Here is a 25,961-nt window from a genome sequence, read left to right on the forward strand (position 1 = left end):
GCAGGCAAAGAGTTCCTAAGCGGGGGTCAGGTCCTTGCTGCCTTTGCCAAACACTGCGTCATCAATGGGCTGGCCGTCGAACGGCATCTCGTCCAGGTTGATGAGCGGGTTGGTGTCCTGCGTTGCTACGAGCTCGCGTGCTTCAGCCTGGGTGTCCACGCTGGGCATGGAGCCCGGCAGGGGACGCTGGGCGGATTCACGCAGGAAGTAGATGGCGATGGCGCCCACGATTGACGTGGCCATCAGGTAGTACGCCGGCATCATGTCATTGCCGGTGCCTTCGATCAGGCCCTGGACAATGAACGGGGTGGTTCCGCCGAAGATGGCCACCGAGAAGTTGTAAGCGATGCCCATTCCGCCATAACGGCTGGACGTCGGGAACAGCGCCGGCAGGGCCGAGGCCAGGTTGGCGATGTAGAACGTCACCGGGAAAGCAATCAATGCAAGGCCGGCCAGCGTGGACCAGATTTCGCCAACGCCGATCAGCATGAAGGCGGGGATGGAGAAGACGATGGTGCTGCCTGCGCCGACCCACAGCACCGGACGGCGTCCGATGCGGTCGGACAACTTACCGGTCAGCGGGATGCACACGGCCATGATCACCAGGACCGGGATGGTCAGCAGGGTGCCGTGGACGGGGTCGTAGCCCTTGGAGTCCGTGAGGTACGTGGGCATGTAGGAGGTCAGTGCGTAGCCAACAGTGTTGGCGGCAGCGGCCAGGATCATGGCCAGCACGATCTGGCGCCAGTAGGCCTTGACGATCCCAATGGGTCCCTTGGCGACGGCAGCGTCCTGGGAAGCTGCATCCTTGGCGGAGGCTTCCTGGGCGTCCAGGGTTGCCTGGAACTGCGGGGATTCCTCGATCTTGCTACGGAAGTACACCGCGATGAGGCCCAGCGGACCAGCGATCAGGAACGGAATCCTCCAGCCCCACTCCTCCATGGCGGCCTGTCCCAGCGTGAGCTGCAGGACGGAAACCAGGGCGGCGCCGAGGGCGAAGCCGATGTAGCTGCCCATGTCGAGGAAGCTGGCGAAGTAACCGCGGCGCTTATCCGGCGCGTACTCGCTGACGAAGGTTGTGGCACCGGCGTATTCGCCACCGGTGGAGAAGCCCTGGACGAGCTTCAGGATCACCAGCAACGCGGCGGCCCAGATGCCGATCTGTGCGTAGCCGGGAAGGAGGCCGACGGCGAACGTACTTGCCGCCATCAGCAACAGTGTCGCTGCGAGTACCTTCTGGCGGCCCACCTTGTCGCCGAGCCAACCGAACACGATGCCACCGAGGGGGCGTGCGATGAAGGTTGCGGCGAAGGTGCCCAGAAGGAAGAGTGTTTGGACCGACGGGTCTGCTTCTGGCAGGAAGACAGGGCCCATGGTGGTGATGAGGTAGCCGAAGACGCCGACGTCGTACCATTCCATGGTGTTGCCGACGATCGTGCCGCCGAGTGCTTTGCGCAGCATCGGCTTGTTCACCACATTGACGTCGGACTCTTTGAGCCGGCGCTTCGGGCGAAGCTTCGTTTTCTTTGATGCGTTCTTTACTGCGTTCGCGGCGGCCGGGGTTGGGCCTGCCAATACCTGGTTCCCGGTGGCGTTCCTTGCGCCATCCGGAGAGACGGTGTTGCTTTGGTCTGTGGGCATTTGGGCTTCTCCTAGGGAGGTCATTTGCTTGCGACTTCTGCTGCCCCGCTCTGGGCAGGGTTTCAATTTTACGCGTTTTGGGCCGAAAACCCGAGTTGAGATCGGATTATTGGGCCATTTGGGGGTGCAAATTGCCTAGGTGTGTTGCATCTCATTGCCCGCTCTTGCCCCGCAATCATGCGGATCCGGGCCTGTTTTTGCCCTCCGGAGCACGTTGTTACCAAATTGTTTAGCTGAGCCGACTTAACGGAGTCGATTCGGGCCTAGAAAGCTGACTGTTTGGGAGTCGTCGCTTTGATCATCGTGCCCAAAAATACGGGCCGGGCAGTTGCGCGAGTAGAACCAGTCGATGGCACATTGACGGTGGTCACCAGCATTGCGCCGGTGGCCACCGCTCCCGGTTAGGGGATGTTGTGCCAGAACAGGCGGACGACATCAACGACTAGTCGGATGATGTTGACCACCAGGTTCCAGGCGCCCCATGGTTCTTCACGTTTCCGTTTGGATTCCATGCCGGCACCTCCTCCCGGAGGAACAGGGCACGGCCTGCACGTGTCTGTGGGCACAACAACGTTGCGCCCTACGTGCGCAGGGCCATAGACTCAAAGTGTTCGGATTTGAGGATATGACCCTCTGACCGCACCAATGAGCGCACCGCGCTGAACAAAGACCCGATTGCACTCGGGTCTTTTGTTCGTTAACGGCACAGCAGGCTCTTGCCTGATGATTCCAGCGTATCGGCCAGAAGGCACCTCAACGACCACGCCGGCGTAGCTTCCAGCTAAAGCCGTGCCTCCGCAAACCGAGGAGCCATAGACTCCATCTGCTCCATCACCAGTTTGATCGCTTCAGGCTGCTTATCCGGCGGGTACCCGAAACGGACCAGAAGCCTCTTGATCGAGGAACGAAGTTTTGCCCTGACGTCATCGCGCACCGTCCAATCGGTCCGAACGTCCCGGCGCATCACCGACAGCAGCTCGCGGGCGATATCGGCGAGTACGCCTTCGCCCTGTATCTCCACAGCAGACTCGTTGGAGGCCACAGCGTCGTAGAAGGCCAGTTCGTCCGAATTCAGAGGGGGAGTGAAATGGGCGCCTCGGTTGCCCTCGGCCGCGACTTCGCGTGCCAGCTCGACCAACTCCGCTATGATCTCCGCCGACGTCAGCTGCTGGTTGGTGTACTTTCGCATCAGCTCGGTAATGCGTTCTGAGAAGGCCCGCTGGCGAATCACGTTGTTTCGGGTCGCAACAGCAGACTCGTCAGCGATGAGCTTCCGCAGTGCCTCTATTGCCAGTTGCGGGTTGCGGGCGTTCTGGGTCTTGGCCATGAATTCCGGCGTCAGGTCGTCCAGCGAGGGCTTCGGCATGCCAGCTGCCTCGTAGATGTCCAGTACCTCTCCGGAAGAGGTTGCCGACGCCACGAGGTTACCAAGCAGCCGCTGGATCTCCTCCGGCACCGGCTCCCCGCTGGCCTGTCGGTCTGCGGCGTCGAACTTGGCCATGTAGACCCGCGTCTCCTCGTAGACCTGGATTTCGGGCAGAAGTTCAGCCAAGTTATCCGAGCCGGAACACAGCGCCCACGCCCGTGACAGCTGGCCGGAGTACCGGCGGTACTTTGAGGCCAGAGTTTCTTCGCCTTCAGCCGGCTTGTTCCCCGGTGTTTCCGGGCTCCGCAGGTAGTTGGCCGCGCCCGTGGCAGCGCTGACAAAGGCCCGCAGGCCGCCCTTCATCAACACGGATTTCCAGTCGTATCCGGAGAGCATCCCACGGAGGTTTTCAACCAGCGACACCGTATGCCCAACCACTTCGTCGACGCTCTTGCCGACGGGCTTGTTCGTCTGATCGTCCTTAGTGTATTCACCCAACGCCTTGGTTAGACTCTCCGCCAGCGGCGCGTAGGCCACAAGCAGACCGTCCTGTTTGCCGCGGAAGGTGCGGTTAACGCGGGCCAGGGTCTGCATCAACAGCGCACCCTTCAGCGGCCGGTCCAGGTACAGCGTGTGCAGCGGTGGTGAGTCGTAGCCGGTGAGCATCATGTCTTTGACGATGACGAGCTCCAGTTCGTCGTCAACGTCCTTGAGTCGCTCCTTTACCGTCGCATTCGCCGACTCTCGGCGCACGTGATCGGACACCGGGGGAACATCGCTGGCGTCACCGGAGTAAACCACTTTGATTTTTCCCTCGGCAAGGTCATCCGAATGCCAGTCAGGCCTCAGCGCCACGATGGCCGAATACAGCTTGGCGCAGATTTCCCGGGTCCCGCCCACGATCATTGCTTTGCCGGGAGCCTCAATAAATTTGCCCATCTGTGCACGCCGGTTCTCCCAATGTGTCACCAGGTCCTCGGCCAACGCAGCGATACGCTGCGGCGCGCCGTACACGGCATTTACGACGGCGACGCTCGCCTCGAGTCGCGCCCGTTCAGTATCGTCGAGGCCGAGAGTGGCTTCGTCGGCTGCCCGGTCGAGGACCTCTTCAGTCACATCGGACGCGAGTCCCACCTTAATGAGCCGCGGCTCAAAGTACACCGGTACCGTGGCGCCGTCCTCCACCGCACGAGACAGATCGTAGACGTCGATGTAATCGCCGAAGACTTCCTGCGTGTTCCGGTCAGCAAAGGAGATGGGCGTTCCGGTGAAGGCGATCAACGTGGCGTGCGGGAGTGCGTCCCGCAGGTGCCGGGCGTATCCATCCAAGTCGTCGTAGTGAGAGCGGTGCGCCTCGTCCACCACCACAATGATGTTGCGCCGGTTGGACAGCAGCGGGTGCTCGGCACCGGAATCCTTTTCCGCTTTGCTGCGGCCGAACTTCTGCAGGGTGGTGAAGTAGATGCCGCCGGTCGTCCGGTTGCTCAGTTCCTCCCGGAGCTCGGAGCGCTTCCGGATCTGTTTTGGCGTCTCGGCCAGCAGCAGGCTCCTATGAAAGCCCTCGAACAACTGGCCGTCGAGCTCGTTTCGGTCCGTGATCACCACGACCGTCGGGTTTTTCAACTTTGGATGCCGTGCCACGAGGTTGGCGTAGAGCTCCATTTCCATTGACTTACCAGAGCCCTGTGTGTGCCAGACGACGCCGGCTTTGCCGTCGCTTTCCACTGCTTGAACGGTGCTGCCGACGGCTTTGGTGACGGCGAAGTACTGGTGAGGCTTCGCGATGCGCTTCAGTAGCCCTTCCGGGCCACCGTCGAAGGCCGTGAAACTACGGACTAATTGCAGAAAACGCTCCTGGTTATACAAACCGTAAAGGGCGGTCTCCAGAGCCGTGACGGCGACGCCGGCCTCCATGTAACCTGGTGCGACCGGCCGACCATCATCATCTACATTCCATGGCGAGAAGTGGTTAAGGGGAGTGAACGGAGTGCCGTACTTTGCTTGGATACCGTCTGATGCGAGCGTGAACACGCAGAAGCGGAACGCCATGGGAAACTCGCGAAGATACGTCTGTAGCTGCGCATGTGCCGCGGCCACGTCAGCTGTGGCGCTGCCTGCCTTCTTGAGTTCAATAACACTTACCGGCATACCGTTGCAGTACAGGACGACGTCGAAGCGCCGCTTATAGTCGCCCTGCACCAAAGTGACCTGGTTAACGGCGAGCCAGTCGTTCTGGTCGGGGTCCTGGCTCAGCAGGTGGATGGTGGGGTTTGCCTCGTTGCCGTCGGAATCGATGTAACTGAGCCGGTAGCCGTTCACGAGGTAGTTGTGGATACGGTGGTTTTCGGCCATTGTGTCGTTCGATTCCGGAGAAGCGATCTCGGCGACTGCCTGCTGCAGGTATTGCGCCGGAACAGTAGGGTTGAACCGCTGGAGGGCGCCGAGCAACCGCGGCCGGATTAGCAGTTCATCCCAGGTCTCGCGCTCACCCGTACCGGGAGCGATGTCCTGCCCAGGCAAGGGCCGCCAGCCGAGCGGCTCGGCCAAAAGCTCAAGGGCCATGCCCTCCCAGTCGGCTTCGGAAAAGGCTACTGCTGGTGTTCCTGCTGTCACGGTGGTTCCCCCTGTTGGACCGGTGGTTCTGCTGCAATGTTGTGCAAATCCTGCTTCGACGTCGGAGTCGCTGGTTGGACTGGCTCGTCCAACCTCACACTCCCGCATCCTCCAATACCTTCTCCGCGTCCTTAAGTCGCAGCTTGCCGGACATAAGCTGGGGGAGAAGGGCGTCTCGGGTTGATGCCAACGAATCCACCTCGTACTCGAGTGAGTCGCGAAGCTGAAGCAACGGACGAGCCACCGAAGCATACTTCTCCTGTGTCTTCCTCGAAACCAAGGGTGCTTGGAACGATGGGATTGCATCAGATGCTAGATGTAGGACCGTTGTACCGCTTGTTCGGATCCGGCAGTGTGCTCGGAAGCGTCCTTGTAACATCAAGCCGAGTAAGAATTCCACTGGCGATCCTTGCCTAGGACGAACGATTGCCAAGTCCAAGCTCGCGACTAGCTTCTTGTAGCCTGACGCTCCGGGTACGCGAACTACCCGCCCGATTACTTCTGCCGCTTGGGTCAGGTCTGTTTGCGCGACTACTAGTTCTCCCGGGGCAATCTGCTGAGAAGCCTTGAACGGCCCGGCATATTCCTTCAGACCCCTTAGCGAGTATCCGCCCTTCCTATCGAAGGATTTCAAAGTGATCAGTGCGCAGGACGACTCGCGGAGATCTGCGCTCCGGTATGAGACCCCCTTAGTTACCGTGACCAATTCGCTGAACGGTATAGTCTCGTCGGGCTGGCCGCATATCGACGCGAAAGAAGCCTCTAAGACTTCGCCAGCAGTTGCTATGGCTTTGGTGTTGGCGGCGATCTTGTCGTCGAGGGCGCCAAGCACCTCCACGATTGCCTGCTGCTCGACGATGTCCGGCACGGTCAACTTAAGCGAGCGAATGTCGGCGAGGTTGATGTAGGCAGCCATATCAGTGTTGTTCATACGGTCCGCAGCCTGTTGCCAGAACTCTGCGCTGCCGAACCAGTATCGCAAGTACGCTGGGTCCATGACTTCTGGATCAAGCACCCGAAAAAAACAGAGCTGCGGGCTGTAGACGACCCGCTCGTTCGTGTCGGGCAAGACTGCAACGCGGCCGACTGTGCCCTTTGTAGTCAGGAGGATGTCACCTGGTTTTCCTGCTTTCGTTCCGATGGCTTTGGTGTAATTCTCTGATACGAAATCTGGTCCGGTAAGGTGGACAACTCCTTCCATTACGTCGGCTACCCGAATGATTCGGAAGCCCTGCTGAGCGTGCTCACTTCGTTTGGTGCGATAGCCGTCGCCGATTTGAAGGACATCTGCAGAGACGAGTTCTCCGATAGTCAGGGAACTCACGAGACCCTCCTCAGCTGCTCGCGCACAACCGCCGCAAGCCGCTCGGACTCTTTGAACTGTTCAAACAGCTCCTTCGAAAGCCGCGCGATCTTCTCCTCGATCGGCTCGCCGTCGTCCGCTACGTCCGCGGCCCCAACGTACCTTCCCGGCGTGAGTGCATAGTCGGCTGCTTTGACCTCCGCGAGGCTGGCCGAATAGCAGAAGCCTGCTTCGTCGTCGTATGTCAGTCCGGCCTCAACCGCCGACGTCGTGCCGCGCCAAGCGTGGAAGGTGTTGGCGATCTTCGCGATGTCCTCATCGGAGAGCGCACGCTCGGCGCGGTCCACCATGTAGCCGAGGTTCCGTGCATCGATGAACAGTACTTGCCCGGTTCTGTCCACGGAGCCGCGAGGGCCGACGGTCTTGTCCTTTGCAATGAACCACGTGCAGACGGGGATGCCGGTGCTGCGGAAGAGCTGGGTGGGAAGTGCCACCATGCAGGAGACGAGATCGGCCTCCACCAACTGGGCGCGGATCTCGCCCTCACCTCCTGAGTTGGAGGACATGGAGCCGTTGGCCATGACCACGCCGGCGCTGCCGCCGGGTGCCAGCTTGGAAATGATGTGCTGGATCCAGGCATAGTTGGCGTTTCCGGCCGGAGGGACCCCGTACTTCCAGCGAGGGTCGGACTCGGAGCGGGCCCAGTCCTTGATGTTGAAGGGCGGGTTGGCCATGATGAAGTTCGCGCCATTGTTGCCGGTCAGCTCGGGGTGCTGGTCGCGAGCGAAAGTATCGCCCCAACGGGAGGCGAGGTTGGCATTGAGCCCATGGATGGCGAGGTTCATCTTGGCCATTCGCCAAGTGCGCTCGTTGAGCTCCTGGCCGTAGACGGAGATGTCGGAGCCCTCCATATTGTGGGCCTCAAGGAACTTCTCGGCTTGTACGAACATGCCGCCGGATCCACAGCATGGGTCATAGACGCGGCCCCGGTGGGGTTCTAGGACCTCGACCAGAACGCGGACCACACCCGCGGGCGTGTAGAATTCGCCGCCTCGCTTGCCCTCGGCCTTGGCGAATTTTTCGAGGAAGTACTCGTAGACCTCGCCTAACAGGTCTCGCGCCTTGCTGGCACCCTTGCCCGTAAACCGTGCGGAATTGAAGAGGTCCAGCAATTCGCCCAGTCGGCGCTGGTCCACGTTGTCCCTGTTATAGATACGGGGGAGCGTGGCGGCCAGGGACTTGTTGTCCATCATGATCATGTCCATGGCTTCATCGATGAGCTGGCCCACTAACTTCGGGTGCTCGCCCATGGCAGCAGGCAAGCCTTTGGCGTTTTCCGCCAGATAGGTCCACCGCGCCCGCGGCGCCACCCAGAAGACACCTCGGCCTGTGTACTCGTCGACGTCGTCGATCAGCTGGGCAATCTGGTCCTCGTTGAGACCGTCCGCCTCCAGTTCGGCTTGGATCTGCTCACGTCGTTCGTCGAAAGCGTCGGAGACGTACTTCAGGAACACCAGGCCCAAGATCACGTCCTTGTACTGTGAGGCATCCATAGAGCCGCGCAGCTTGTCTGCTGCTTTCCAGAGGGTGTCCTTGAGTTCCTTCATGGTGGACGGGGCGAGGTCCACCTTCAATTTCGGGGGCATTACTGGGTTCCTTTTGTCTGTGGTTCGGCGAGATTACTGCTGGGATCTATCAGGGTGAGACTTCCGCTCGCCACGCCGTCCGTAATCAGCGTAGCGACTTCGTGGAGTTGTCCGAGCCGTTCTCGGGCTTGTTGCTGCTCGTGCTGCAGCCGGGCATGAGCATCGCCCAGTTTCCTCCGCTGGGCCTCAGGTACGCGACGCAGGCGCCACCGGCGCCAGGCCTTGTCCGTTGAGGAAATGCTGTTGATGTCGAAGGCCACGACAAACGGCGACAGCCCGTCCGGGTCAGCGGCGTCGACCCTTAGTATCTTCGCCGGGAATATGACAACGGAACCACCGTGAGTGTCCACCGTGGCAGCGGGCCGAGGGCTAGTGCAGAAGACGACGTCCCCCGGCTGAGTGAGCCGGCTGGAAGGATAGTTGGCTGCCAGATCCAGGAGGCCGATGTACCGGTGCGGTGCGTTGTGCGGGTCAATCAGCTCCGCCGGGCCCAAGGCCTGGGTTCCCTTCTGCGGGTTCAGGTCCGCCTCGACCACCCGGTTCCCCTTTATGTGCATGAGAGTGCCGGCGGAGATGAGTTCTTGGACTGTAGCTGTCTGGGTGTTCATGGTCGTACCGGTGGGCAAGATGTGTAAGGCAGGCGAGTCGCTGGACTGCAGCAGACGCGCCAGTTCCTCCACCCGGAGTGCTGCCTCGGCACCATTTGGCATGTCAGCCGAACGATGGGGTGGCGCTGGCACCAGGGACTTCCTGCTGACCAGCAGGTGCCGGGTCTGCACTAGCCGGGCGAACCGGAAGGAATGAGCGCGCACCGTTGCGCCGTTTCCCATGGAGGCAACAATGTCACTGACCAGGTCCTGCTTCACGTCTTCTGTGAGGTCTTGGGTGCTGAGGTCCGCCACCATGGTCCAGCGTTCGGCAATGGGGACATCAGAGAAAGACGGTCCCATCACCCATAGCGCCTGAGCTTCGCGGGGTTTGGCGCGCAGCAGGCCTTGGGGTAGCCGCACGATGGCGCGGACCCGGCCGATTCGGAGCAACTCCGCACGGAGCCCTCTGGAGCTGCCGTCCGTCAGCGGATCGCAGAGAACCCGCGCCGGGCCGATGATGACAGCCCGCTGCTGATCATCCATCTGCAGGAGAAGCTGTTCCACTGCCGCAAGGATCTGCGCTCCGTCCATGCCGGATTCGCCTGGGGACGGGTACTGAGCCACGTGAACTACAGGTCCTTGGACGGCGAACTCCCCGCTCGGATCGAGATGGATCTGCCCGCAGTCCACGCCGTGCACCCGCAGTCGGCGACGCACCAGACGACCTGAAGCGCCGTCGTCGTCCGCTGTCATGAACGTGACCGGCGCTGCTTCCCCGGTGGCATGGGCGACGCCCAGCAGGAGATCGCTACCGCCTCGTGTGGAATCAGCAAAGACGGAGTTTCCGCCAAGAGTCGCGGCCAGTTCAACGACGGCAGCTGCCACCAACCCCACGGCAGAGTCGGTGAGGGCTGTGGCGGAGTACTCCTTCAGCCCATCGCGGAACCTCGCGGCAAGCAAATGCTCGAAGGCCCCTGCCACGTTGTAGGCACTGTCCACCAGTCGGTCGGTGAACGCCGCGCTAGCTACAAGCGACGTTCCCGCGGCTTCCATCTCGGAGTACAGGAATGTGTCATCTGGATCGCACTCGTCTGCAGCGTCCAGCAATTCTTCTCTAGTCAGCTGTGTCAACGCGTTGCCCGTAATTGCCTTGAGTGTCAGGAGTGCCGTGAGAGTTTCGAAGGTGTTTCCCCGGGTTCCATCGGCAGTCATACCGGGCATGCGGGTGAAGGCAGCGACGTCGTTGGCTGCTTCTCGGTTGTTGCCTCGTCCTGTATCGGTCAGCCAAGCGGCGATGTGGCCGGAGTCGAAGAGTTCCAACCTGCCGTTGAGCGCTACAGGCTTCGGAAATGGGTGGGCGGATCCGGCACTGCGCTTCCGCCACATGGACACAACGGGGCGCTGGACCTGTGCGAGGGCGGCAACGTCGGAGAGGGTCATGCGCAGTGCTTCTGTTTGGTTCATGTCCGCCTCCTTTCGTCGTTGACCTCAGCTTATCGCCGTGGAGCCACTGAAGCAGAACAATTTTGATAAGGGGGGTTATCAGGATATTTGCTTTCCTGCCAGCGTCCTTGCCGTAGCTTCGTTCTCAAGCAACGAGGGAAGGTCTCCGGAGTTGCGACTGCTGCAGGAAACCACGCATTGGGGGACCGGTTTCCGCGTATTTCGACAATCCCTCTCCTTCCGAAAGATCGGAGGGTCCACCAGTGCGGCTGCTCGAGGCCGACATAACTGATTGAGGTTCCAGACATGCATGACATCAAGTGCCCGCACTGCGGACAGACATTTACTATCGACGAGGCCGGCTACGCCGACATCGCCAAGCAGGTTCGCGATGCTGAGTTCGAACAGCAGATCAACGAACGGCTTGAACTGGCAAAGCAGGACAAGGCCACTGCTCTCGAGCTCGCGGAGACGAAGTCCGCCAGCGAACGTCAGAAGATCGCGACGGCCAAGGATGCTGAGATCCAGGAGCTGAAGTCGAAGCTCGATGCTGGTGAGGTTGCACAGAAGCTCGCCGTAACAGAGGCACTTGGAGCCGTCGAAAAGGAGCGCGATGGGCTGATGAAGGAGCTCGAACAGGCGAAGCAGGAGAAACAGGCATCAGTTGAACTGGCCGAGGCGAAGCTCGCTAACGAACTTCAGAAGACTGCATCGGAGAAAGACTCCGCGATCCAGGACCTCAAGGCTAAGCTCGAAGCCATCGAAACCGCGCAGAAGCTTGAGATCTCCGAAGCAGTCAATGCGGTCGAAAAGGAGCGGGACAAGCTCGCAAGCAGCCTTGAACGGGCCGAGCTCGAGAAGCTGCTTGGTGAGAAGTCTCTGAAGGACAAGTACGAAACCCAGATCAAGGACCGTGAAGAACAGATCGAGCGGCTGCGGGACCTGAAAGCGAAGCTGTCGACCAAGATGGTCGGAGAAACTCTTGAGCAGCACTGCGAGACCGAGTTCAACCGCATTCGTGCCACAGCCTTTCCCCTTGCCTATTTCGAGAAGGACAACGATGCTCGGGCCGGGAGCAAGGGTGATTACATCTTCCGCGACTCCGATAGTGCCGGTACTGAGATTGTGTCGATCATGTTCGAGATGAAGAACGAGAACGACGGAACCGCGACAAAGCACAAGAACGAAGACTTCCTGAAAGAGCTGGATAAAGATCGCACGGAGAAGGGGTGCGAGTACGCCGTGTTGGTCTCTCTGCTCGAGCCTGACAGCGAGCTCTACAACACCGGGATCGTCGACGTTTCTCACCGCTATCCGAAAATGTATGTCATCCGCCCGCAGTTCTTCATCCAGCTCATCGCGCTGCTGCGGAACGCCGCGATGAATTCGATCGAATACAAGACCGAGCTCGCACTGGTCAAGGCGCAGAACCTCGACATCACAAACTTCGAGCAGCACATCGACGATTTCAAGGACGCGTTCGGCCGTAACTGGCGGCTCGCCTCCGACGGTTTCGTGGAGGCGATCAAGCGTATCGACGAAGCGATCAAAGACTTGGAGAAGACGAAGGAGGCCCTCCACAAGTCGGCCAACAACCTTCGGCTTGCGAACGCCAAAGCCGAAGATCTCACGATTAGGAAGCTCACGCGAGGCAACTCGACAATGACCGCCAAATTTGCCGAGTTGGAGGCGGCGAAGACGGCAGGGTGGGACGTCAACTGACGGGCCATTCAGGGAGCCGCTGAATGTACTGCTTCCGCCACGGATTCTAGAGAACTCCACAGCAGCAATGGACTGACCGACACTTCCTGAGACAGCGAAGACCGGCACCCGGAATGGTGTCGGCCTTCGCTGTTTCTGTGTGGGCGGTTCTTTGGTCAAGGCTGAGGGGTGGACGGGCTATGCTCGATGACCGATCACCACGGTTGCGTCCAGCTCTTCATCGGAGGCAAGCTCCACCCGCAGCCCGGCCCCGCCAAGGATCCGGGCCGTCCCAGGCGCCTGGTGCCGGGAGGTTTCCATCAACAACACCCCGCCCGGCCCAAGCCACGCAGCCGCACCCTGCGCAACCCGACGCTGGACCGCCAAACCGTCAGCGCCGCCGTCGAGCGCCACCAGCGGCTCATGAAAACGCGCCTCCGGCGGCATCATGCCGATGGAGTCCGTGGGAACATACGGCGCGTTCGCGAGCAGCACGTCCACCCGTCCCAGGAGTTCACCAGGGAGCGCAGCATAAAGATCTCCGTGGTGGACCATTCCGCCGCGGGGCTCAACGTTGCGGCGTGCACAGTGGACGGCAGCGGGGTCGATGTCCGCGGCGTGCAGCTCGCAGCTCCCCAGATGGTCGCTCACCGCCGCACCCAACGCTCCTGAACCACAGCAAAGGTCGACGACGACGGCACCCGGCTTGGCGATCATTGTTGCCTGGCGGACCAGGAACTCCGTTCGACGCCGCGGGACGAACACTCCGGGTCCCACGGCCATGCGCGTCCCGCAAAACTCTGTCCAGCCCACGATGTGCTCCAGAGGCTGTCCGCTGACCCTCTGTTCCACCATGCGGTTGAGCTCGTCCGGATGATTGGCGGCGTCCAGGAGGAGGCGGGCCTCGTCCTCGGCGAAAACGCAGCCCGCCGCACGAAGAGTGGTGGCGATGTCGGATCCCCGGGTCATGGTGGCCATGGTAGCCGAGGAGGAATGCTGGCGGGTTGGACAGTGAATTGGAAGCAGCTGCAGGTGAGGGGTTCACAAATCTGCCGGGACTTGGTTAGGGTATGAGGCATGGGAACACTGATTTTTGAGTAGACCGGCCTCTGCCCGTAGCGGCACAGCCCGAGTTTCACCTGACAAAAATCCACGCCTGTTGAGGCCCTGCCTCCATGCCGTTCCCGTTCTCGACGCCTTTTTCCCGAACCGCAACGACATGGGATACGTGTCTCTTCAGGACTCAGACTTAAGGAGTCCACGAATGACTGCCAACCCTTCCGAAAACAACACCCCTGAGACCCCGACACCGGAGAGCCCAGCCCAAACGCCAGCGCCCGGCGGCATCAAGTCCAAGCTGACCGACGCCCAGAAGGCCATGCTGGCCAGCAAATCCGGGGGCGGCGCACCGGCCGGCTGGCAGAGCACCGGCAAGGGGCACAAGCCCACCTCCGCCAGCGGCAAGCAGGCAAAGACCGAGAAAAAAGTCCGCTGGTAACACCTGCGGACAGGCACACTGGAAAGGAAGAACCATGACTGCGAATCACGATTCCGAACGCATCAATCCTGAGGTTGCAAGCCACTTGGTGGAGTCCATGGACATGGCCCCGATGCCGGAGCCGACCACCATCGCCGTTGCGCTTGGCGGTGACCAGAGCAGGCAGTGGCCTGACGGTAACGGTAAACGTCGCCACCCGAAGGAGCGCGACCAAGCCCACGGCCGTAGCGGCCAGGGGGCAGCTGTGACGGCGATCCACAGGACCAGCCGCCCGCAGATGCCGCACTCCTCCTAATCGCGTCACCCGAACCGCACCACCCTGCGTAGCCAGCCCAACTGGGGGACAGTAAACGCCCTATTGAACCCTCAATAGAGCGTTTACTGTCCCTCAGTTGGGCTGGCTTACGTCCTCAGGGGACTTGTCCGGGCGCCACCCGCGCCACACGGGATGACGTAAACGGCCGGGCCCCGTCCATTCTCCGAAGGTCACCTCAGCTACCAGATCAGGGCTGACCCACGTGGCTCCCGCTGCATCTTCACGGGGGATGTCTGCGAACGGGGAAACCGCCGCTACCCGGGGCGTCAGGTTGTCCATGATGTCCCGCAGTTGCCAGTCCTTGAATCCGCTGCCGACCCTGCCCACATAGTGCAGTTTGTCGCCGTCCGGGATGCCCAACAACAGGGAACCGAACGTCCCGCTTCGAGCCCCCGCACCGGGACGCCAACCACCCACCACCACTTCCTGGCTTTGCTCGAGTTTGAGCTTGAGCCAGGACCTGCTGCGGCGTCCGATCACGTAACGGCTGTCGGCTTTCTTCGCCATCACGCCCTCCAGGCCCAGCTCGGCGGCGCTGGTCATCAGGTCCTCAACGTCATGGTCCAGCACTGCTGAAAGGTGAAGCGGGCAGCCTTTGGGCAAGCGCTCCGCAAACCCCGAGAGTCTTTCCCGACGCTCTCGGAAAGGCAGACCGCTCAGGTCCGTGCCGTCGTCGTACAGAAGGTCGAACAGCATGAGCTGCACCGGGACCGCTGCCCGTGCCCGTTGGATGTCGGCGGTTTTGACCAGGTTCATCCGGAGTTGCAGCCGGCCAAAATCAGGCCGCGATCCTTTGCCGAGCGCCACAATTTCGCCGTCAGCCACGAAGTCGCCGTCGGGCCAGCAGGCGCGGTCCGTCAGTTCCGGGTACGTGGCAGTGAGGTCATTTCCATTACGGCTCATGAGGCGGATCCTGCCCTCGGTGCCGGTGATGATCGCCCGGATTCCATCCCATTTGAGCTCATACAGCCAGTCGTCGCCGTGGAGGTCAGCGGTGGTGCCCGAGGTAGCCAGCATGGGGGTGTAAGTCGGCATGGGTTGCGGGGCCGCCGTGGATGGAGGGGGCTGCGCCGGCCCGGACCGGGGTGCCGTGGCTTTGGCTGCAGATGCTCCGCCCCGCCGCCCTCCGGGCTGCTCCTTCATCAAATGAATCAGCCAGTTCTGACCCGTATTGATGAGTGCGAACCGTTTGGTCCCGCCAAGCCCGCCGCCCGGCTCGCCTGTGAGGGTGGCGATCACTTCCTTGCCGTCGCGCCACTTCTCGCAAGTGAATTCGCCGCGGTCCCAGATGCTGACCGTCCCCGCGCCGTACTCGCCCTTGGGGATGACGCCCGCGAAGTTGGCGTAGTCCATGGGATGGTCTTCGGTGTGCACGGCCAGGTTGTTCCGGTCCGGAGTTTCCGGCACACCGCGGGGGAGCGCCCATGAAACCAGGACACCGTCGCGTTCCAGTCGGAAATCCAGATGGTAGCGGCGGGCGTGATGCTCCTGGATGACAAAGATGGCGCCCGGCGGCGGCGGGTCGCCGGGTTTCGGTTGCTCCGAGGAAGGGCCCCCGGTTTGCGGGGCGGCGGAAACGGCCGACGACGACGGGAACGGCTCCGGGGTCTTGCCCGGATCGCGCATCCCGACATACTTGGCGAGACGGTTCTCCACCGTCACCACGCGCTCGCGGGAGGTGCCCGAGCTGCTGCCGGTGCCCGCACGGCTTGCGGGAGCACCGTCGTCGTCCTTCTCATTTTCGCCGTGAGGCGGAAGGTGCCGCTCGGAAATTGGTGCGAAGTGGTCCTTGCCGGTCTTGACACGCTTCATCACGGCCGGAAAGTCCAAGTGCTCCAATGAGGCGGAGGTGAGCTCACGCCACGTGCGCGGCGCTGCCACGGTAGGGCGCGCCTTGCCCCGGAGTGAGTAGGGGACGATGGTGGTCTTGTTTCCACTGTTCTGGCTCCAGTCCACCAGCACCTTGCCGTGGCGGAGGGACTTTTTCATGTCGCTGACCACCAGTTCGGGGTGGTCGGACTCCAGAGCGCGGGCAAGCTCTTTGGCGAAGGCCGACACTTGCTCGGACTTCAGGGTCCCATCCAGGCCCGTGTAGAGGTGGATGCCCTTGCTGCCGCTGGTGACAGGGACCGGGTCCATGCCCATGTCCTGCAGGATGGAGCGGGCAAGCTTGGCCACCTCTACGCACTCGGGCAGTCCCGCCCCGGGCCCGGGGTCAAGGTCCAGGACGAAGCGGTCGGGGCGGAGCGGCTTCCCGGAGGGATCCACTTGCCACTGCGGAACGTGGATTTCCAGCGAGGCGATCTGGGCCATCCACGTGAGCGTGGCCAGGTTGTTGACCATGGGATAAACGTTGGTGTGGTCCGAATGCTGAATGGCGGCACGGGGAATCCACCGGGGGGCGGAGTCCTCAAGGTTCTTCTGGAAGAACACCTGCCCGGGATGCTCAGCTGTGCCCACTCCGTTGACCCAACGCTTGCGGGTCACCGGCCTGTTGGCCGCAGCGGGAATGAGGAAAGGAGCGACGGCGGCATAGTACTCCAGCACTTCGGCCTTGGTGGTGCCGGTTTCCGGGTAGATGATTTTCCCCAGGTTGGTGAGGGTGAGCTCGTGGCCTTCCACGTTCACGCGCTCTTGCTGCTTGCCTGCCACCTCTTCTCCTCTGCTGTGTTGTGCTGTTGACTGGGTGCATGAGGGCCATATGGAAGGGATCCATCGCGTTCGGTCTGGTCAACGTACCAGTGAAGCTCTACAGTGCTACGGAGGATCACGATATTAGCCTGCACCAAGTCCACAATAAGGACGGCGGGCGTATTCGGTACCAGCGGAAATGCGAAATTTGCAGCGAAGTCGTGGCGTATGAGGATATCGACAAGGCTTACGAAGAAGAAGGCCGCACCGTTGTCCTGACGTCTGCGGAATTGAAGTCGCTGCCGGAGGAGAACAGCCGCGAAATTGAGGTGGTGGAGTTTATCCCCGCTGAACAGCTGGACCCCATCATGTATGAACGCAGCTATTTCCTGGAGCCGGATTCCAAGTCGCCCAAGGCCTACATGTTGCTGAGGCAGACGTTGGAGGACACGGACAGGATTGCCATTGTCCAGTATGCACTGCGGCAAAAGACCCGGTTGGGTGCGCTGAGGGTGCGCGGTGAAGTACTGCTGTTGCAGGCTTTGCTGTGGGGCGACGAAGTCCGCGAAGCTAAATTTCCCTCCCTGGAGACCGACATCAAGATTTCGGACAAGGAACTGGAGATGTCCTCCGCCTTGGTGGAATCGATGGCTCATGACTTTGACCCCGATGAATACACCGATGACTACCAGGTCCAGTTGAAGACGTTGATCGAGGCCAAACTGGATAAGGGCGAGGCCTTGGACACTGAGGCCACGTTCGGCGTTGTTGAGGGCGAAGGTGAAGGCGGCGACGTCATCGACCTCATGGAGGCGCTCAAGCGCAGCCTGGACAAGAAGCGCGGCAAGGAAAAAGCGGACGACGACGACGCTGCCGCCGGCAAAACTGCCAGCAAGCCAAAGGCGCGGGCCAAGAAAAAGGCCTGAACCGGCGTCGTTATCTGCTTTTATCGGCTTTAGTGATTCCGCAGCATGGAAATGAGCTCGGACTTCTTCTTACCCGGCATGGTGCGGTCCTTTCCCTTAGTTGGCTAGGCACCAGTCTCGTAATGCGGCTCTGCCACTGGCTTCGACTCCGGCGAGCCTCTCTCGCGGAGATATACGGAGGCTCCCACCAGGACGGCGACGGCAAGGAACTCGCTTTGCCAGTTCTGGAAAGATTCGAACCAGAACTGGCTCGATCCGATGTACTCCCAAGTGGAGACTTCCGCCAAGCCGTGACTGCGCTGTTCGTCGTTGTAAGCGGCCGCACCGCCCACCGCGTGCAAGGTGAAGGAGGCCAGGAACAACAGGCCCAGCAGGCCGGAGAGTGAGTGCTCATAGACCTTCAGCACCCAGCCGCCACGCCGTACAGGCCACGGGGTCTTGGCTGTCTTCTTGGCATCACGGGGGTCCTCGTCCTGGGGCGCATCCTTGTCCACCGGCTTTGATTCGGAGGAGCCCCTTTGGAACAGGAACACCGTAAGGACCACGTACATGGCCATCTGAAGGAACTCTGACTCCCAGTTCTCAAAGATCGCTTCCCAAAAGCTGCCTGACGTAAGAAATTCCGGGATGCCGGTGGCCGGCTGGCCGTGGGCCTGTTGTTCCTCGCTGTAAGTGGCCGCTCCTGAGACGATCATTCCGCCGAGGAAGACGACGAACAGGCCCGCGTTGACCAGCAACAAACCGTGGTCCTTCACCCAATGGCGCCTTTTCTCCTCGTCTGGTGTTTGAGGATCTTGAGCAGATCGCAGCATTTCCGTTCACCCCTCTCGTGCGTCGCCGCCATTGCCATTGCCGTTCCGGACGGCGCGGCGATGCAGCCATAGCGGGGTGCCCACTACAAGGAGCAGCAGTACCAGGATGATGAATCCGGCAGCCACAAGCCCGGCGGTCCGTCCAGCAGTGAAGTCGAAGACCAAAGTGGCGGAGCCAACGATCAACAAGGCCACGCCAGCCAACGCCCACTTGGTGACGACGTCGGCGCTGGACACGAGTGTGGCTTTGAGGCCCCTGCGGAACAGTCGGCGATGAACACTGACAGGAAGCACAATGAGGACGGTGGTCAGCGCTGCCACCATCACATTGAACAGGTAGAGATTCCGTTGCCAGTCGTCCAGGAGTTCGAACCGTTCCTGAAAGGGGAGCGTGAGCAGGAAGCCGCCAAGGATCTGTACCCCTGTTTGGAGAACCCGTAATTCCTGGATGAGTTCCATCCAGTTGCGGTCCATGCGTTCCTCGGTGGACTCGTTCCTGCCGATCCTGGGAGCCTGCTCCGGCTCTACCATCTGTGCACCTCCATGGTGGTTTTGGTGGACTGCGACCACGCACGGGACTACCGTCGAACTGTCAGCACTCCTCGGTCTTTTGCATCGGGGGCCTCATCGGATTTCCAAGGAGGACGCTATGAGCCAGGACGAACACCGGGTGGACCCGGAGAGCGAACCCGGGGGTTATGGAACGCCTACCCCCGAACAGGAAATGCCCGGTCAAGGGGATGAACGGGAGACGCCGGAACGGCCCGCGCAGGGTGCGCCTGAAGTTCCCGGCGACGAGTTCCCTACCCCAAAGGACCCTGATGCGGCCCCGCCGCCCTCGGCCACCGGGGATGCGCCGGGCCGGGAGTAGTGCAGGGCGGGGCCACCTCAGCGAGGAGGCGGGCTCGGCGCTGGGACTGGCTCGGCATGGAGAGCAGGAACGCCGGAGGCAAATGCCCCCGGCGATCGGCCCTGGCCGGGTCTATACCGTGTGTCCCCTGCGACCCGACATGAAGCTCAGCAACCAGCCAATGGCTGCGATGACGAGGAGGATGACGCCTACCCACAGCAACCAGTTAAGGGCTTGCGAGAAGCCGCCCACAAGGAGAAGAACAATTGCTACTACACCAGCAATGATCAGAAGCGTATTCATGGTCAGCACATTCCTTTCTGGGGGAATCTTTGACTAATGTCGACGGATCCCAACTATGCATTCCGATTACTTCGATTGAGTTATGCCGGTACTTGGAGGCGTTCCGCCGCCTCAAAGTGCCTTTGTCGTTATTGCCTGCCGGCGGTCCTCCGGAGTGGAGTTCGCCAGTCGTGAACACTAACACTCCTCATTGTACTACTAAGCTTCCTTATGAAAGGCTTATTGGAGTCGTCACCTGATGATTGGGCAGTTGCTGCAGAAGTTTTGCGGCACGGTTTAGGCTCACATGAACGTCTATGAGAGGAACACATGAAAGCGTCACAGCAGCTTGCAGACAACCTTCAGATCGTCCTGACAGACCTTATTGAGCTACAGCTACAAGGAAAGCAGGCGCACTGGAACATTGTGGGGCCGAACTTCCGCGACCTTCACCTCCAGCTGGACGAGCTGGTAGTGGCCACGCGCGAGTTCGCTGACGATACCGCCGAGCGCATGAGGGCCCTCCACGCACTTCCCGATGGCCGCAGTGCGACCATCGCCAAGGGCACCCGCCTGGAGGAATTCCCGGCAGGCCTGGTCAATACCAAGAACGCCGTCAAGCTGGTCACCGACCGCGTGGAACGCGCAGTCCAGACCATGCGCGATGTTCATGACGAAGTGGACGAGGAAGACCCCACGACGGCGGACCTGCTGCACGCGTTCATCTCCCGCCTTGAGCAGCTGGTGTGGATGATCAACGCCGAGATCATGAATGCCGGCGCTGCCGTGACGGACCCGGACGAGGCGTAGCCGGCAGCGGACCGGGCCGATCGCGAAAAGGGCCGAAGAACCGTGCCCAGGCTCAAGCGCACCGACCTGTCCAAGCCCGGCATCATCCGCCGCAAGGTAGGAAAAGGGTTCAGCTACCGGCACCCGGACGGGAGCCTGGTCAGCAAAGAGGATCGCCAGCGCATAAATGCGCTGGCGATCCCGCCTGCGTGGACCGATGTGTGGATCAGTCCTTTCGAGAATGGACACATCCTCGCCACGGGCGTCGACGATGCAGGGCGCAGCCAGTACATCTACCACCCCACGTGGCGGGAGCGGAAGGACACCGAGAAGTTCATCCGGGCAGCCAAGCTGGGACTGGTCCTGCCGGCGATCCGGCGCAACGTCACCGTCCACCTGCAGAACACGGAAGATCCCCGGCAGCAGACCCTCGCCGCTGCAGTACGGCTGATGGACCTTGGCGCGCTTCGGGTTGGCTCCGAGGTCTATATGAAGCAAAACGGTTCTTATGGGCTCACTACGCTTCGATGCCGTCATGCACGGGTGGAAGGGCAGGACGTCTTCCTGAAGTTCCCCGGCAAAAGCGGCCAACTGTGGGACAAATCCATCCACGACCCCGCCCTGGCCGCCTTTTTGGAACCACTGGCCGAGCGCCCGGGCAAGGAACGCCTGCTTGCCTACCTCTCGGAGCGAACGTGGATCTCCGTGGACGCGTCCATGATCAACGAATACCTGCGCGGCGTCGCAGGCGACGCATACTCCTCCAAGGATTTCCGAACGTGGAAGGGCACCGCGGCTGCGGCTCTTTGCCTGATCAAATCCGGTCACAAGGGAACTCCCCGGCAAGCGATTGTGCGGGCAATCAAGGAAGCTTCGGAGCTGCTGGGCAACACCCCGTCCGTGGCCCGCTCCTCCTACGTGGACCCCCGCATCATTGAGGCTTACCTTTCGGAAGAACTGAAAGACGTGAAGCCTACGGAGGCTTCCGTGGCGGGCTTCCTGAACGGCGAAGGCTCCTAGGCGCACCGGCCACAAAAGAGCCTGGCGACCCCCGAATCCGGGAGTCGCCAGGCTCTTTGCGCAGCGCTGAGGGGTTTGGGGCTCCCTACTCGGCGTCGTGGTCCGTTTCGAGGATTTTCACCAGGCTGTCCAGCGCGGCGTCCGCGCCTTCGCCCTCGGCGCGCAGCACTACGACATCACCGTGGGAGGCTCCCAGGCTCATGAGGGACAGGATGCTTGCGGCGTCCATGGCGTCGTCGGCGGGTTCACCTTGGCGGGCGATGGTGACGTCGAGGTCCAGGTCTCCGGCTGCCTCAGCGAAGATGGCTGCCGGGCGTGCGTGGAGGCCGACGCGGCTTGCGATGGTGGCTGTACGTTCTGGCATTGGTGCTCCTTTTGATGAAGGGTGGCGGTTATGGGAGGTGGCTTTGTGGGAAGTCTAGACCGTGTTGATGTTTAGACGCTGACGGTGGCGGGGGCGGCTTCCGCTTCCACCGGTTTCTTGACGGCAAAGCGCTTGAGGGCGATGACGGCCAGAGCGCTGACCACCATTCCGGCCACGATGGCGATGATGAACATTGGCAGGTTGCCGATGGCGAAGAAGACGAAGAAACCGCCGTGGGGGGCCTGGGAAGTTACTCCGGTGGCCATGCAGAGCGCACCGGTCAGTGCGCCGCCCACCATGCTGGCCGGGATGACGCGCAGCGGGTCGGTTGCGGCGAAGGGGATGGCGCCTTCGGAGATGAAGGAGGCACCCAGCAGCCAGGCGGCCTTGCCGTTTTCACGTTCGTTGAGGGTAAAGAGCTTCTTGTTCAGGACCGTGGCAAGGGCCATGGCCAGCGGCGGAACCATTCCTGCTGCCATCACTGTGCCCATGATCAGCCACGGCGCTTGGTTGTCGGCACTGCCCGCGGTCAAGCCGGCAACTGCGAAGGCGTAGGCAACCTTGTTGACCGGACCGCCGAGGTCGAAGCACATCATGAGGCCAAGGATGATGCCCAGAACCACTGCTGAAGCGCCACTCATGCCCGTGAGCCAGTTGTTGAGAGCCAAGGTAAGGCCGGCGATGGGTCCGCCGAGGACAAGGAACATCAAACCTGAAGCAAAGATGGAACCGAGGAGGGGGATGATCACCACGGGCATCAAGCCACGGAGCCAGCGCGGTACCTGCCAGGTGCCGATCAGGTAGGCGATGTAACCGGCCAGCAGACCGCCGATGATGCCGCCGAGGAACCCTGCGTCCATGAAGCTGGCCACGGCTCCGGCAACGAAGCCGGGGGCAATACCCGGCCGGTCGGCGATGGCGTAGGCGATGTAGCCAGCCAATGCCGGGACCAGGAAGCTCATGGACAGGTTGCCGATCTTGAACAGGACCGCACCAAGGTATATGGAGAGCCCCCCTTCAGGCAGGTTGCCGAAGTTGTTCTCCAGCACCACCTTGTCCGCTACTTCAGTAATGTCGTAGCCGCCCAGCAGGAAGCCCAGCGCGATCAGCAGGCCACCACCGGCAACGAACGGAATCATGTAGCTGACGCCGGTGAGGAGGGCACGCTTCAGCTTCTGGCCAATGTGCTCGCCCTTCTCCTCCTCAGCACGCTCGGCCTGCTCTTCGGCGCCGGCATGGGGAACGCGGCGTGCGCGGGGGTCGTCAGCGGCTGCAAGTGCTTCCTCGACCATCTTGGTGGGCTCGTCGATGCCGCGCTTGACGGGAGCGTTGATGACCGGCTTGCCGGCGAAGCGCTCCTTGCCGCGAACATCAACGTCGACGGCAAAGATCACCGCGTCGGCTGCTGCAATCACGGCCGGGTCCAGCGGCTTGGCGCCTGAGGAACCCTGGGTCTCGACCTGCAGGTCCACGCCCATTTCCTTGGCAGCAGCAACGAGCGAGTCAGCAGCCATGTATGTGTGTGCAATACCTGTGGGGCAGGCGGTTACGGCGACGATGCGCTTTGGTGCAGACGAACCGGCCGCTTGGCCGGCAGCAACAGTGCCCGCAGCGGCAGGCGCAGCCTCTGCAGGTGCAGCAGCCGGCTTGTCGGCCAGGGCGCCGTCCACGAGGTCCACAATGTCCTGCTCAGTGGCAGCGGCACGCAGTGCTGCCGTGAAGTCCTTTTTGATGAGGGACCGGGCCAGCTTGGACAGCAGCTTCAAGTGTTCCTGGTCCGCGCCATCCGGGGCGGCGATGAAGAAGATCAGGTCAGCGGGACCGTCCTTGGCGCCGAAGTCCACCTTGTGGGACAGGCGGGCCATGGCCAAGGCAGGCTCCTGGACCGCAGCAGAGCGGCAGTGCGGGATGGCGATGCCGCCGGGGACGCCGGTTGCGGTCTTCTGCTCGCGGGCGAAGGCGTCGGTAAAGAGCCCTTCAACCTCGGAAGCACGGCCGGTGGCGGCAACTTTGCCGGCCAACACGCGGATGACGTCGGCAGGGGAGTCGCCCAGGTTTTGGTCGAGGGTGACCAATTGGGTTGTGATCAGCTGGGTCACTGTGAGTCCTTCTGGAGGGCCGTGATGGTTACGGCATTGGGGGTTGTCTGGTGGACTGCCGGGACAGTGGAGCCTGGCAGGGAGGCAGCAGCGGCACCATGTGCCACGGCCTGACGAAGGCAGTCCTGCGCGGAGCCGCCTTGGGTTGCAGCCAGCAAGTAGCCGGCCAGTGCAGAGTCCCCGGCGCCTACCGTGCTGACGGCTTTGATGGGCGGATGCGTGGCCAGCCACGCTCCGTCCGCCGTCACCAGGATTGCTCCTTTGGACCCGAGTGTTGCGAGAACGGCGCCTACACCGCTGGCGACGACGGCGGCCGCGGCTTCAGCGGCTTTGGCCGGGTCTGCTTCCAGCTCGTCAGCTGTGGAGACGTTGGTGAAACCGGCGGCAGCGGCAAGCTCTGCGAGCTCTTCCGCGTTCGGCTTCAGGAGGTCCGGCTTCCCGGAGGCCTCGCCCACCAAAGCCGCCGCAAGCGGCGCTCCGGAGGAATCAATGGCGATGCTGGGGGCGGCCGTTCCATCCGCATTCGACCGGAGTCGGCGAGCAATTGTGGCGTAGAAATTCGCAGGAACCCCTGGTGGGAGCGAGCCTGCGAGTACCACCCAGCTGGCGCCACGGGAGCGTTCCAGCAGCAGCCCGATCAGGGCTTCCTGCTGCTCATCGCTCAGCTCCGGGCCGGGTTCGTTGATCTTGGTGGTGACGCCGTCCGGCTCGGTAAGCGTGACATTGCTGCGCAACGCCTGGCCGATGGGCAGCGCCGCGAACGGAACGCCGCCGTCGTGCAGTCCGGAAAGGACAGGATCCGAATCCGCGCCCGGAAGCACTGCCAGGGTGTCGAGGCCGGAGGCAACGAGCGCGCGTGAAACGTTGACGCCCTTTCCGCCGGATTCCTGATGGACCGCCACAGCGCGCTGCACCTCACCGCGGGCCAGGGCGCCGGGGAGTTCCACCGTGCGGTCCAGGCTGGGGTTGGCAGTCAGGGTGACGATCATGCGATCACCACGTCAACGCCGGCGTCGGCCAAGGCCGCGGCGAGTTCCGCGGACGGTTCGCTGTCTGTAATCAAGGTGTCAACATCCTTCAATGTGGCGAACTGGACCAGCGTTTCGGAGTCCAGCTTGGAAGAGTCGGCCAGAGCCACAACGCGGCGGGCTGAGGTGACGAACGCAGCTTTGACCGCTGCTTCCTCAGGATCCGGGGTGCTCAGGCCGAAGGTTGCGTGGATGCCGTTGGCGCCCACAAAAGCGATGTCCGGGCGAAGTTTGCAGGCGGCTTCCACGGTGGACTGCCCGACAGCGGCCTGCGTCAGTCCGCGGACCCGGCCGCCAAGGATCTGCAGTGCGATGCCCGGCGTGGAGGAAAGCTTGCCTGCGATGGGAATGGCGTGGGTAATCACCACGAGTTCGTCGTTTCCGTTGGCTGCGGGTGTCCGTTGGGCCAGTAAGTCCGCCAGAATTTCCGTGGTGGATCCTGCGTCCAGCAGGACACTGCCCGTGGTCAGTTCCGGGATGAGCGCGAGGGCTGCGTTGGCGATGCGAAGTTTCTCAATCTGGCGTTGCACTGCGCGCTCGAGGATGCTTTCCTCGCGGGTGCTCAGGCGGTCGGAAGGCACTGCACCGCCATGGACGCGGCGGAGGTTTCCGGAGACTTCGAGCGCCGCGAGGTCGCGGCGGATTGTCTCAGTGGTGATGCTGAAACGGTCGGCAAGGTCAGTGACGCTCACCCGTCCGCGCTCTGCGACGAGTGCGGAGATCAGTTGCTGGCGTTCTTCGGCGAACACTTGCCCTCCATTGCGGTCAACCAGATTTTCAGGACGGCCACTTGCGTGACTGCTGTCACAACGATGTGGAATTTCTTGACTCTATCTTTGTTTATGTTGGTAAGTCAATAGAAACCAACATAAACAAAGATCAACGGCGTACCCCGCTCCCGGGCACACCAGAGGGCATGCCGCGCTCCCTGTAGCGCGACATGCCCTGGTGCGGATCCTGACTGGGGGATTTGCCAGGATCCGGCCTGTGGAGGTGACCGGGAGTTGTGCGCCCGGTGTTTGGGTGTGCTGAATTCCCCGTTA

20 protein-coding genes and 1 pseudogene are annotated in these 25,961 nt (G+C 61.8%); 7 read left to right on the plus strand and 14 right to left on the minus strand.

The genetic code is table 11. The features are described 5' to 3' along the window. Positions 1–15: 15 nt before the first annotated feature. From AB4Y77_RS13870 to AB4Y77_RS13890, 5 genes are all read right to left on the minus strand, one after another. Positions 16–1,641: an MFS transporter gene (locus AB4Y77_RS13870; protein WP_442014354.1), complete on the minus strand. Its 1,626-nt coding sequence runs from the start codon at positions 1,639–1,641 to the stop codon at positions 16–18. Positions 1,642–2,422: 781 nt separating this feature from the next. Further along, positions 2,423–5,569 carry a type I restriction endonuclease subunit R gene (locus AB4Y77_RS13875; protein WP_442014427.1) on the minus strand — a complete coding sequence of 1,049 codons (3,147 nt, stop codon included), beginning with the start codon at positions 5,567–5,569 and terminating at the stop codon, positions 2,423–2,425. A 145-nt stretch (positions 5,570–5,714) separates the two neighbouring features. Next, on the minus strand, positions 5,715–6,944 hold the full coding sequence (locus tag AB4Y77_RS13880) for a restriction endonuclease subunit S (protein WP_442014355.1): 1,230 nt from the start codon (positions 6,942–6,944) through the stop codon (positions 5,715–5,717). Continuing rightward, positions 6,941–8,569 carry a type I restriction-modification system subunit M gene (locus AB4Y77_RS13885; RefSeq protein ID WP_442014356.1) on the minus strand — a complete coding sequence of 543 codons (1,629 nt, stop codon included), beginning with the start codon at positions 8,567–8,569 and terminating at the stop codon, positions 6,941–6,943. The genes AB4Y77_RS13880 and AB4Y77_RS13885 overlap by 4 nt, the downstream gene beginning before the upstream one ends. Beyond that, on the minus strand, positions 8,569–10,623 hold the full coding sequence (locus AB4Y77_RS13890) for a helix-turn-helix transcriptional regulator (RefSeq protein WP_442014357.1): 2,055 nt from the start codon (positions 10,621–10,623) through the stop codon (positions 8,569–8,571). Before AB4Y77_RS13890 ends, AB4Y77_RS13885 begins: the two co-directional genes overlap by 1 nt. Positions 10,624–10,908: 285 nt before the next feature. Here AB4Y77_RS13890 and AB4Y77_RS13895 point away from each other — a divergent pair, with 285 nt between their 5' ends. Next, on the plus strand, positions 10,909–12,324 hold the full coding sequence (locus AB4Y77_RS13895) for a DUF2130 domain-containing protein (protein WP_442014358.1): 1,416 nt from the start codon (positions 10,909–10,911) through the stop codon (positions 12,322–12,324). Positions 12,325–12,501: 177 nt separating this feature from the next. Here the strand turns inward: AB4Y77_RS13895 and AB4Y77_RS13900 are convergent, their stop codons facing one another. Further along, on the minus strand, positions 12,502–13,272 hold the full coding sequence (locus tag AB4Y77_RS13900; RefSeq protein WP_442014359.1) for a putative protein N(5)-glutamine methyltransferase: 771 nt from the start codon (positions 13,270–13,272) through the stop codon (positions 12,502–12,504). A 295-nt stretch (positions 13,273–13,567) separates the two neighbouring features. On the opposite strand from AB4Y77_RS13900, the gene AB4Y77_RS13905 reads away from it, so the two are divergent. After that, positions 13,568–13,801 (plus strand): hypothetical protein, encoded by a 234-nt coding sequence (locus tag AB4Y77_RS13905; protein ID WP_442014360.1) that lies wholly within the window; start codon positions 13,568–13,570, stop codon positions 13,799–13,801. Between the two features lie 34 nt (positions 13,802–13,835). Further along, positions 13,836–14,096, plus strand: coding sequence for a hypothetical protein (locus AB4Y77_RS13910; protein WP_442014361.1), 261 nt, complete (start codon positions 13,836–13,838; stop codon positions 14,094–14,096). A gap of 93 nt (positions 14,097–14,189) precedes the next feature. On the opposite strand, the gene AB4Y77_RS13915 is transcribed toward AB4Y77_RS13910, so the two are convergent. After that, a complete protein-coding gene (locus AB4Y77_RS13915; protein WP_442014362.1) occupies positions 14,190–16,769 on the minus strand; it encodes an ATP-dependent DNA ligase in 2,580 nt (859 codons plus the stop codon). A gap of 38 nt (positions 16,770–16,807) precedes the next feature. Here AB4Y77_RS13915 and ku point away from each other — a divergent pair. After that, positions 16,808–17,671, plus strand: a pseudogene (ku, locus tag AB4Y77_RS13920) (non-homologous end joining protein Ku); the annotation flags it as partial. Positions 17,672–17,778: 107 nt separating this feature from the next. Here the strand turns inward: ku and AB4Y77_RS13925 are convergent. Beyond that, entirely contained in the window at positions 17,779–18,429 is a 651-nt protein-coding gene (locus tag AB4Y77_RS13925) for a DUF6766 family protein (RefSeq protein ID WP_311211639.1), read from the minus strand. 63 nt (positions 18,430–18,492) lie between these two features. Continuing rightward, the gene (locus AB4Y77_RS13930; RefSeq protein ID WP_442014363.1) at positions 18,493–19,017 is read right to left on the minus strand and encodes a DUF6328 family protein; all 525 of its coding nucleotides are present in this window, start codon (positions 19,015–19,017) and stop codon (positions 18,493–18,495) included. 118 nt (positions 19,018–19,135) lie between these two features. On the opposite strand from AB4Y77_RS13930, the gene AB4Y77_RS13935 reads away from it, so the two are divergent. Beyond that, positions 19,136–19,357 carry a hypothetical protein gene (locus tag AB4Y77_RS13935; RefSeq protein WP_311211637.1) on the plus strand — a complete coding sequence of 74 codons (222 nt, stop codon included), beginning with the start codon at positions 19,136–19,138 and terminating at the stop codon, positions 19,355–19,357. A 111-nt stretch (positions 19,358–19,468) separates the two neighbouring features. Here the strand turns inward: AB4Y77_RS13935 and AB4Y77_RS13940 are convergent, their stop codons facing one another. Further along, positions 19,469–19,639 carry a DUF4175 domain-containing protein gene (locus AB4Y77_RS13940; RefSeq protein WP_143711595.1) on the minus strand — a complete coding sequence of 57 codons (171 nt, stop codon included), beginning with the start codon at positions 19,637–19,639 and terminating at the stop codon, positions 19,469–19,471. Between the two features lie 309 nt (positions 19,640–19,948). On the opposite strand from AB4Y77_RS13940, the gene AB4Y77_RS13945 reads away from it, so the two are divergent. Together AB4Y77_RS13945 and AB4Y77_RS13950 are read left to right on the plus strand one after the other, a co-directional pair. Then, positions 19,949–20,428, plus strand: coding sequence for a Dps family protein (locus tag AB4Y77_RS13945; RefSeq protein ID WP_024819119.1), 480 nt, complete (start codon positions 19,949–19,951; stop codon positions 20,426–20,428). A gap of 42 nt (positions 20,429–20,470) precedes the next feature. Next, positions 20,471–21,427, plus strand: coding sequence for a DNA topoisomerase IB (locus AB4Y77_RS13950; RefSeq protein ID WP_442014364.1), 957 nt, complete (start codon positions 20,471–20,473; stop codon positions 21,425–21,427). 85 nt (positions 21,428–21,512) lie between these two features. On the opposite strand, the gene AB4Y77_RS13955 is transcribed toward AB4Y77_RS13950, so the two are convergent. The 4 genes from AB4Y77_RS13955 to AB4Y77_RS13970 all read right to left on the minus strand — a co-directional run bounded on the left by AB4Y77_RS13955 (position 21,513) and on the right by AB4Y77_RS13970 (position 25,667). Next, a complete protein-coding gene (locus AB4Y77_RS13955) occupies positions 21,513–21,791 on the minus strand; it encodes an HPr family phosphocarrier protein (protein WP_017197107.1) in 279 nt (92 codons plus the stop codon). Positions 21,792–21,862: 71 nt separating this feature from the next. Further along, positions 21,863–23,890: a PTS fructose transporter subunit IIABC gene (locus tag AB4Y77_RS13960; protein WP_442014365.1), complete on the minus strand. Its 2,028-nt coding sequence runs from the start codon at positions 23,888–23,890 to the stop codon at positions 21,863–21,865. Beyond that, positions 23,887–24,879, minus strand: a complete 993-nt coding sequence (locus AB4Y77_RS13965) for a 1-phosphofructokinase family hexose kinase (protein WP_442014366.1) — start codon at positions 24,877–24,879, stop codon at positions 23,887–23,889. The genes AB4Y77_RS13960 and AB4Y77_RS13965 overlap by 4 nt, the downstream gene beginning before the upstream one ends. Next, on the minus strand, positions 24,876–25,667 hold the full coding sequence (locus AB4Y77_RS13970) for a DeoR/GlpR family DNA-binding transcription regulator (protein WP_442014367.1): 792 nt from the start codon (positions 25,665–25,667) through the stop codon (positions 24,876–24,878). Before AB4Y77_RS13970 ends, AB4Y77_RS13965 begins: the two co-directional genes overlap by 4 nt. Positions 25,668–25,961: the final 294 nt, after the last annotated feature.

The organism is Paenarthrobacter sp. YAF11_1 (assembly GCF_052113445.1).
Classification (GTDB): domain Bacteria; phylum Actinomycetota; class Actinomycetes; order Actinomycetales; family Micrococcaceae; genus Arthrobacter.

Excerpts from the sequence above, each read along its gene's own strand:
- AB4Y77_RS13870 (WP_442014354.1), bottom strand. The coding sequence starts at position 1,641 with ATGCCCACAGACCAAAGCAACACCGTCTCTCCGGATGGCGCAAGGAAC.
- AB4Y77_RS13875 (WP_442014427.1), bottom strand. The coding sequence starts at position 5,569 with ATGGCCCTTGAGCTTTTGGCCGAGCCGCTCGGCTGGCGGCCCTTGCCT.
- AB4Y77_RS13885 (WP_442014356.1), bottom strand. The coding sequence starts at position 8,569 with ATGCCCCCGAAATTGAAGGTGGACCTCGCCCCGTCCACCATGAAGGAA.
- AB4Y77_RS13890 (WP_442014357.1), bottom strand. The coding sequence starts at position 10,623 with ATGAACCAAACAGAAGCACTGCGCATGACCCTCTCCGACGTTGCCGCC.
- AB4Y77_RS13895 (WP_442014358.1), top strand. The coding sequence starts at position 10,909 with ATGCATGACATCAAGTGCCCGCACTGCGGACAGACATTTACTATCGAC.
- AB4Y77_RS13900 (WP_442014359.1), bottom strand. The coding sequence starts at position 13,272 with ATGACCCGGGGATCCGACATCGCCACCACTCTTCGTGCGGCGGGCTGC.
- AB4Y77_RS13905 (WP_442014360.1), top strand. The coding sequence starts at position 13,568 with ATGACTGCCAACCCTTCCGAAAACAACACCCCTGAGACCCCGACACCG.
- AB4Y77_RS13910 (WP_442014361.1), top strand. The coding sequence starts at position 13,836 with ATGACTGCGAATCACGATTCCGAACGCATCAATCCTGAGGTTGCAAGC.
- AB4Y77_RS13930 (WP_442014363.1), bottom strand. The coding sequence starts at position 19,017 with ATGGTAGAGCCGGAGCAGGCTCCCAGGATCGGCAGGAACGAGTCCACC.
- AB4Y77_RS13935 (WP_311211637.1), top strand. The coding sequence starts at position 19,136 with ATGAGCCAGGACGAACACCGGGTGGACCCGGAGAGCGAACCCGGGGGT.
- AB4Y77_RS13940 (WP_143711595.1), bottom strand. The coding sequence starts at position 19,639 with ATGAATACGCTTCTGATCATTGCTGGTGTAGTAGCAATTGTTCTTCTC.
- AB4Y77_RS13945 (WP_024819119.1), top strand. The coding sequence starts at position 19,949 with ATGAAAGCGTCACAGCAGCTTGCAGACAACCTTCAGATCGTCCTGACA.
- AB4Y77_RS13955 (WP_017197107.1), bottom strand. The coding sequence starts at position 21,791 with ATGCCAGAACGTACAGCCACCATCGCAAGCCGCGTCGGCCTCCACGCA.
- AB4Y77_RS13965 (WP_442014366.1), bottom strand. The coding sequence starts at position 24,879 with ATGATCGTCACCCTGACTGCCAACCCCAGCCTGGACCGCACGGTGGAA.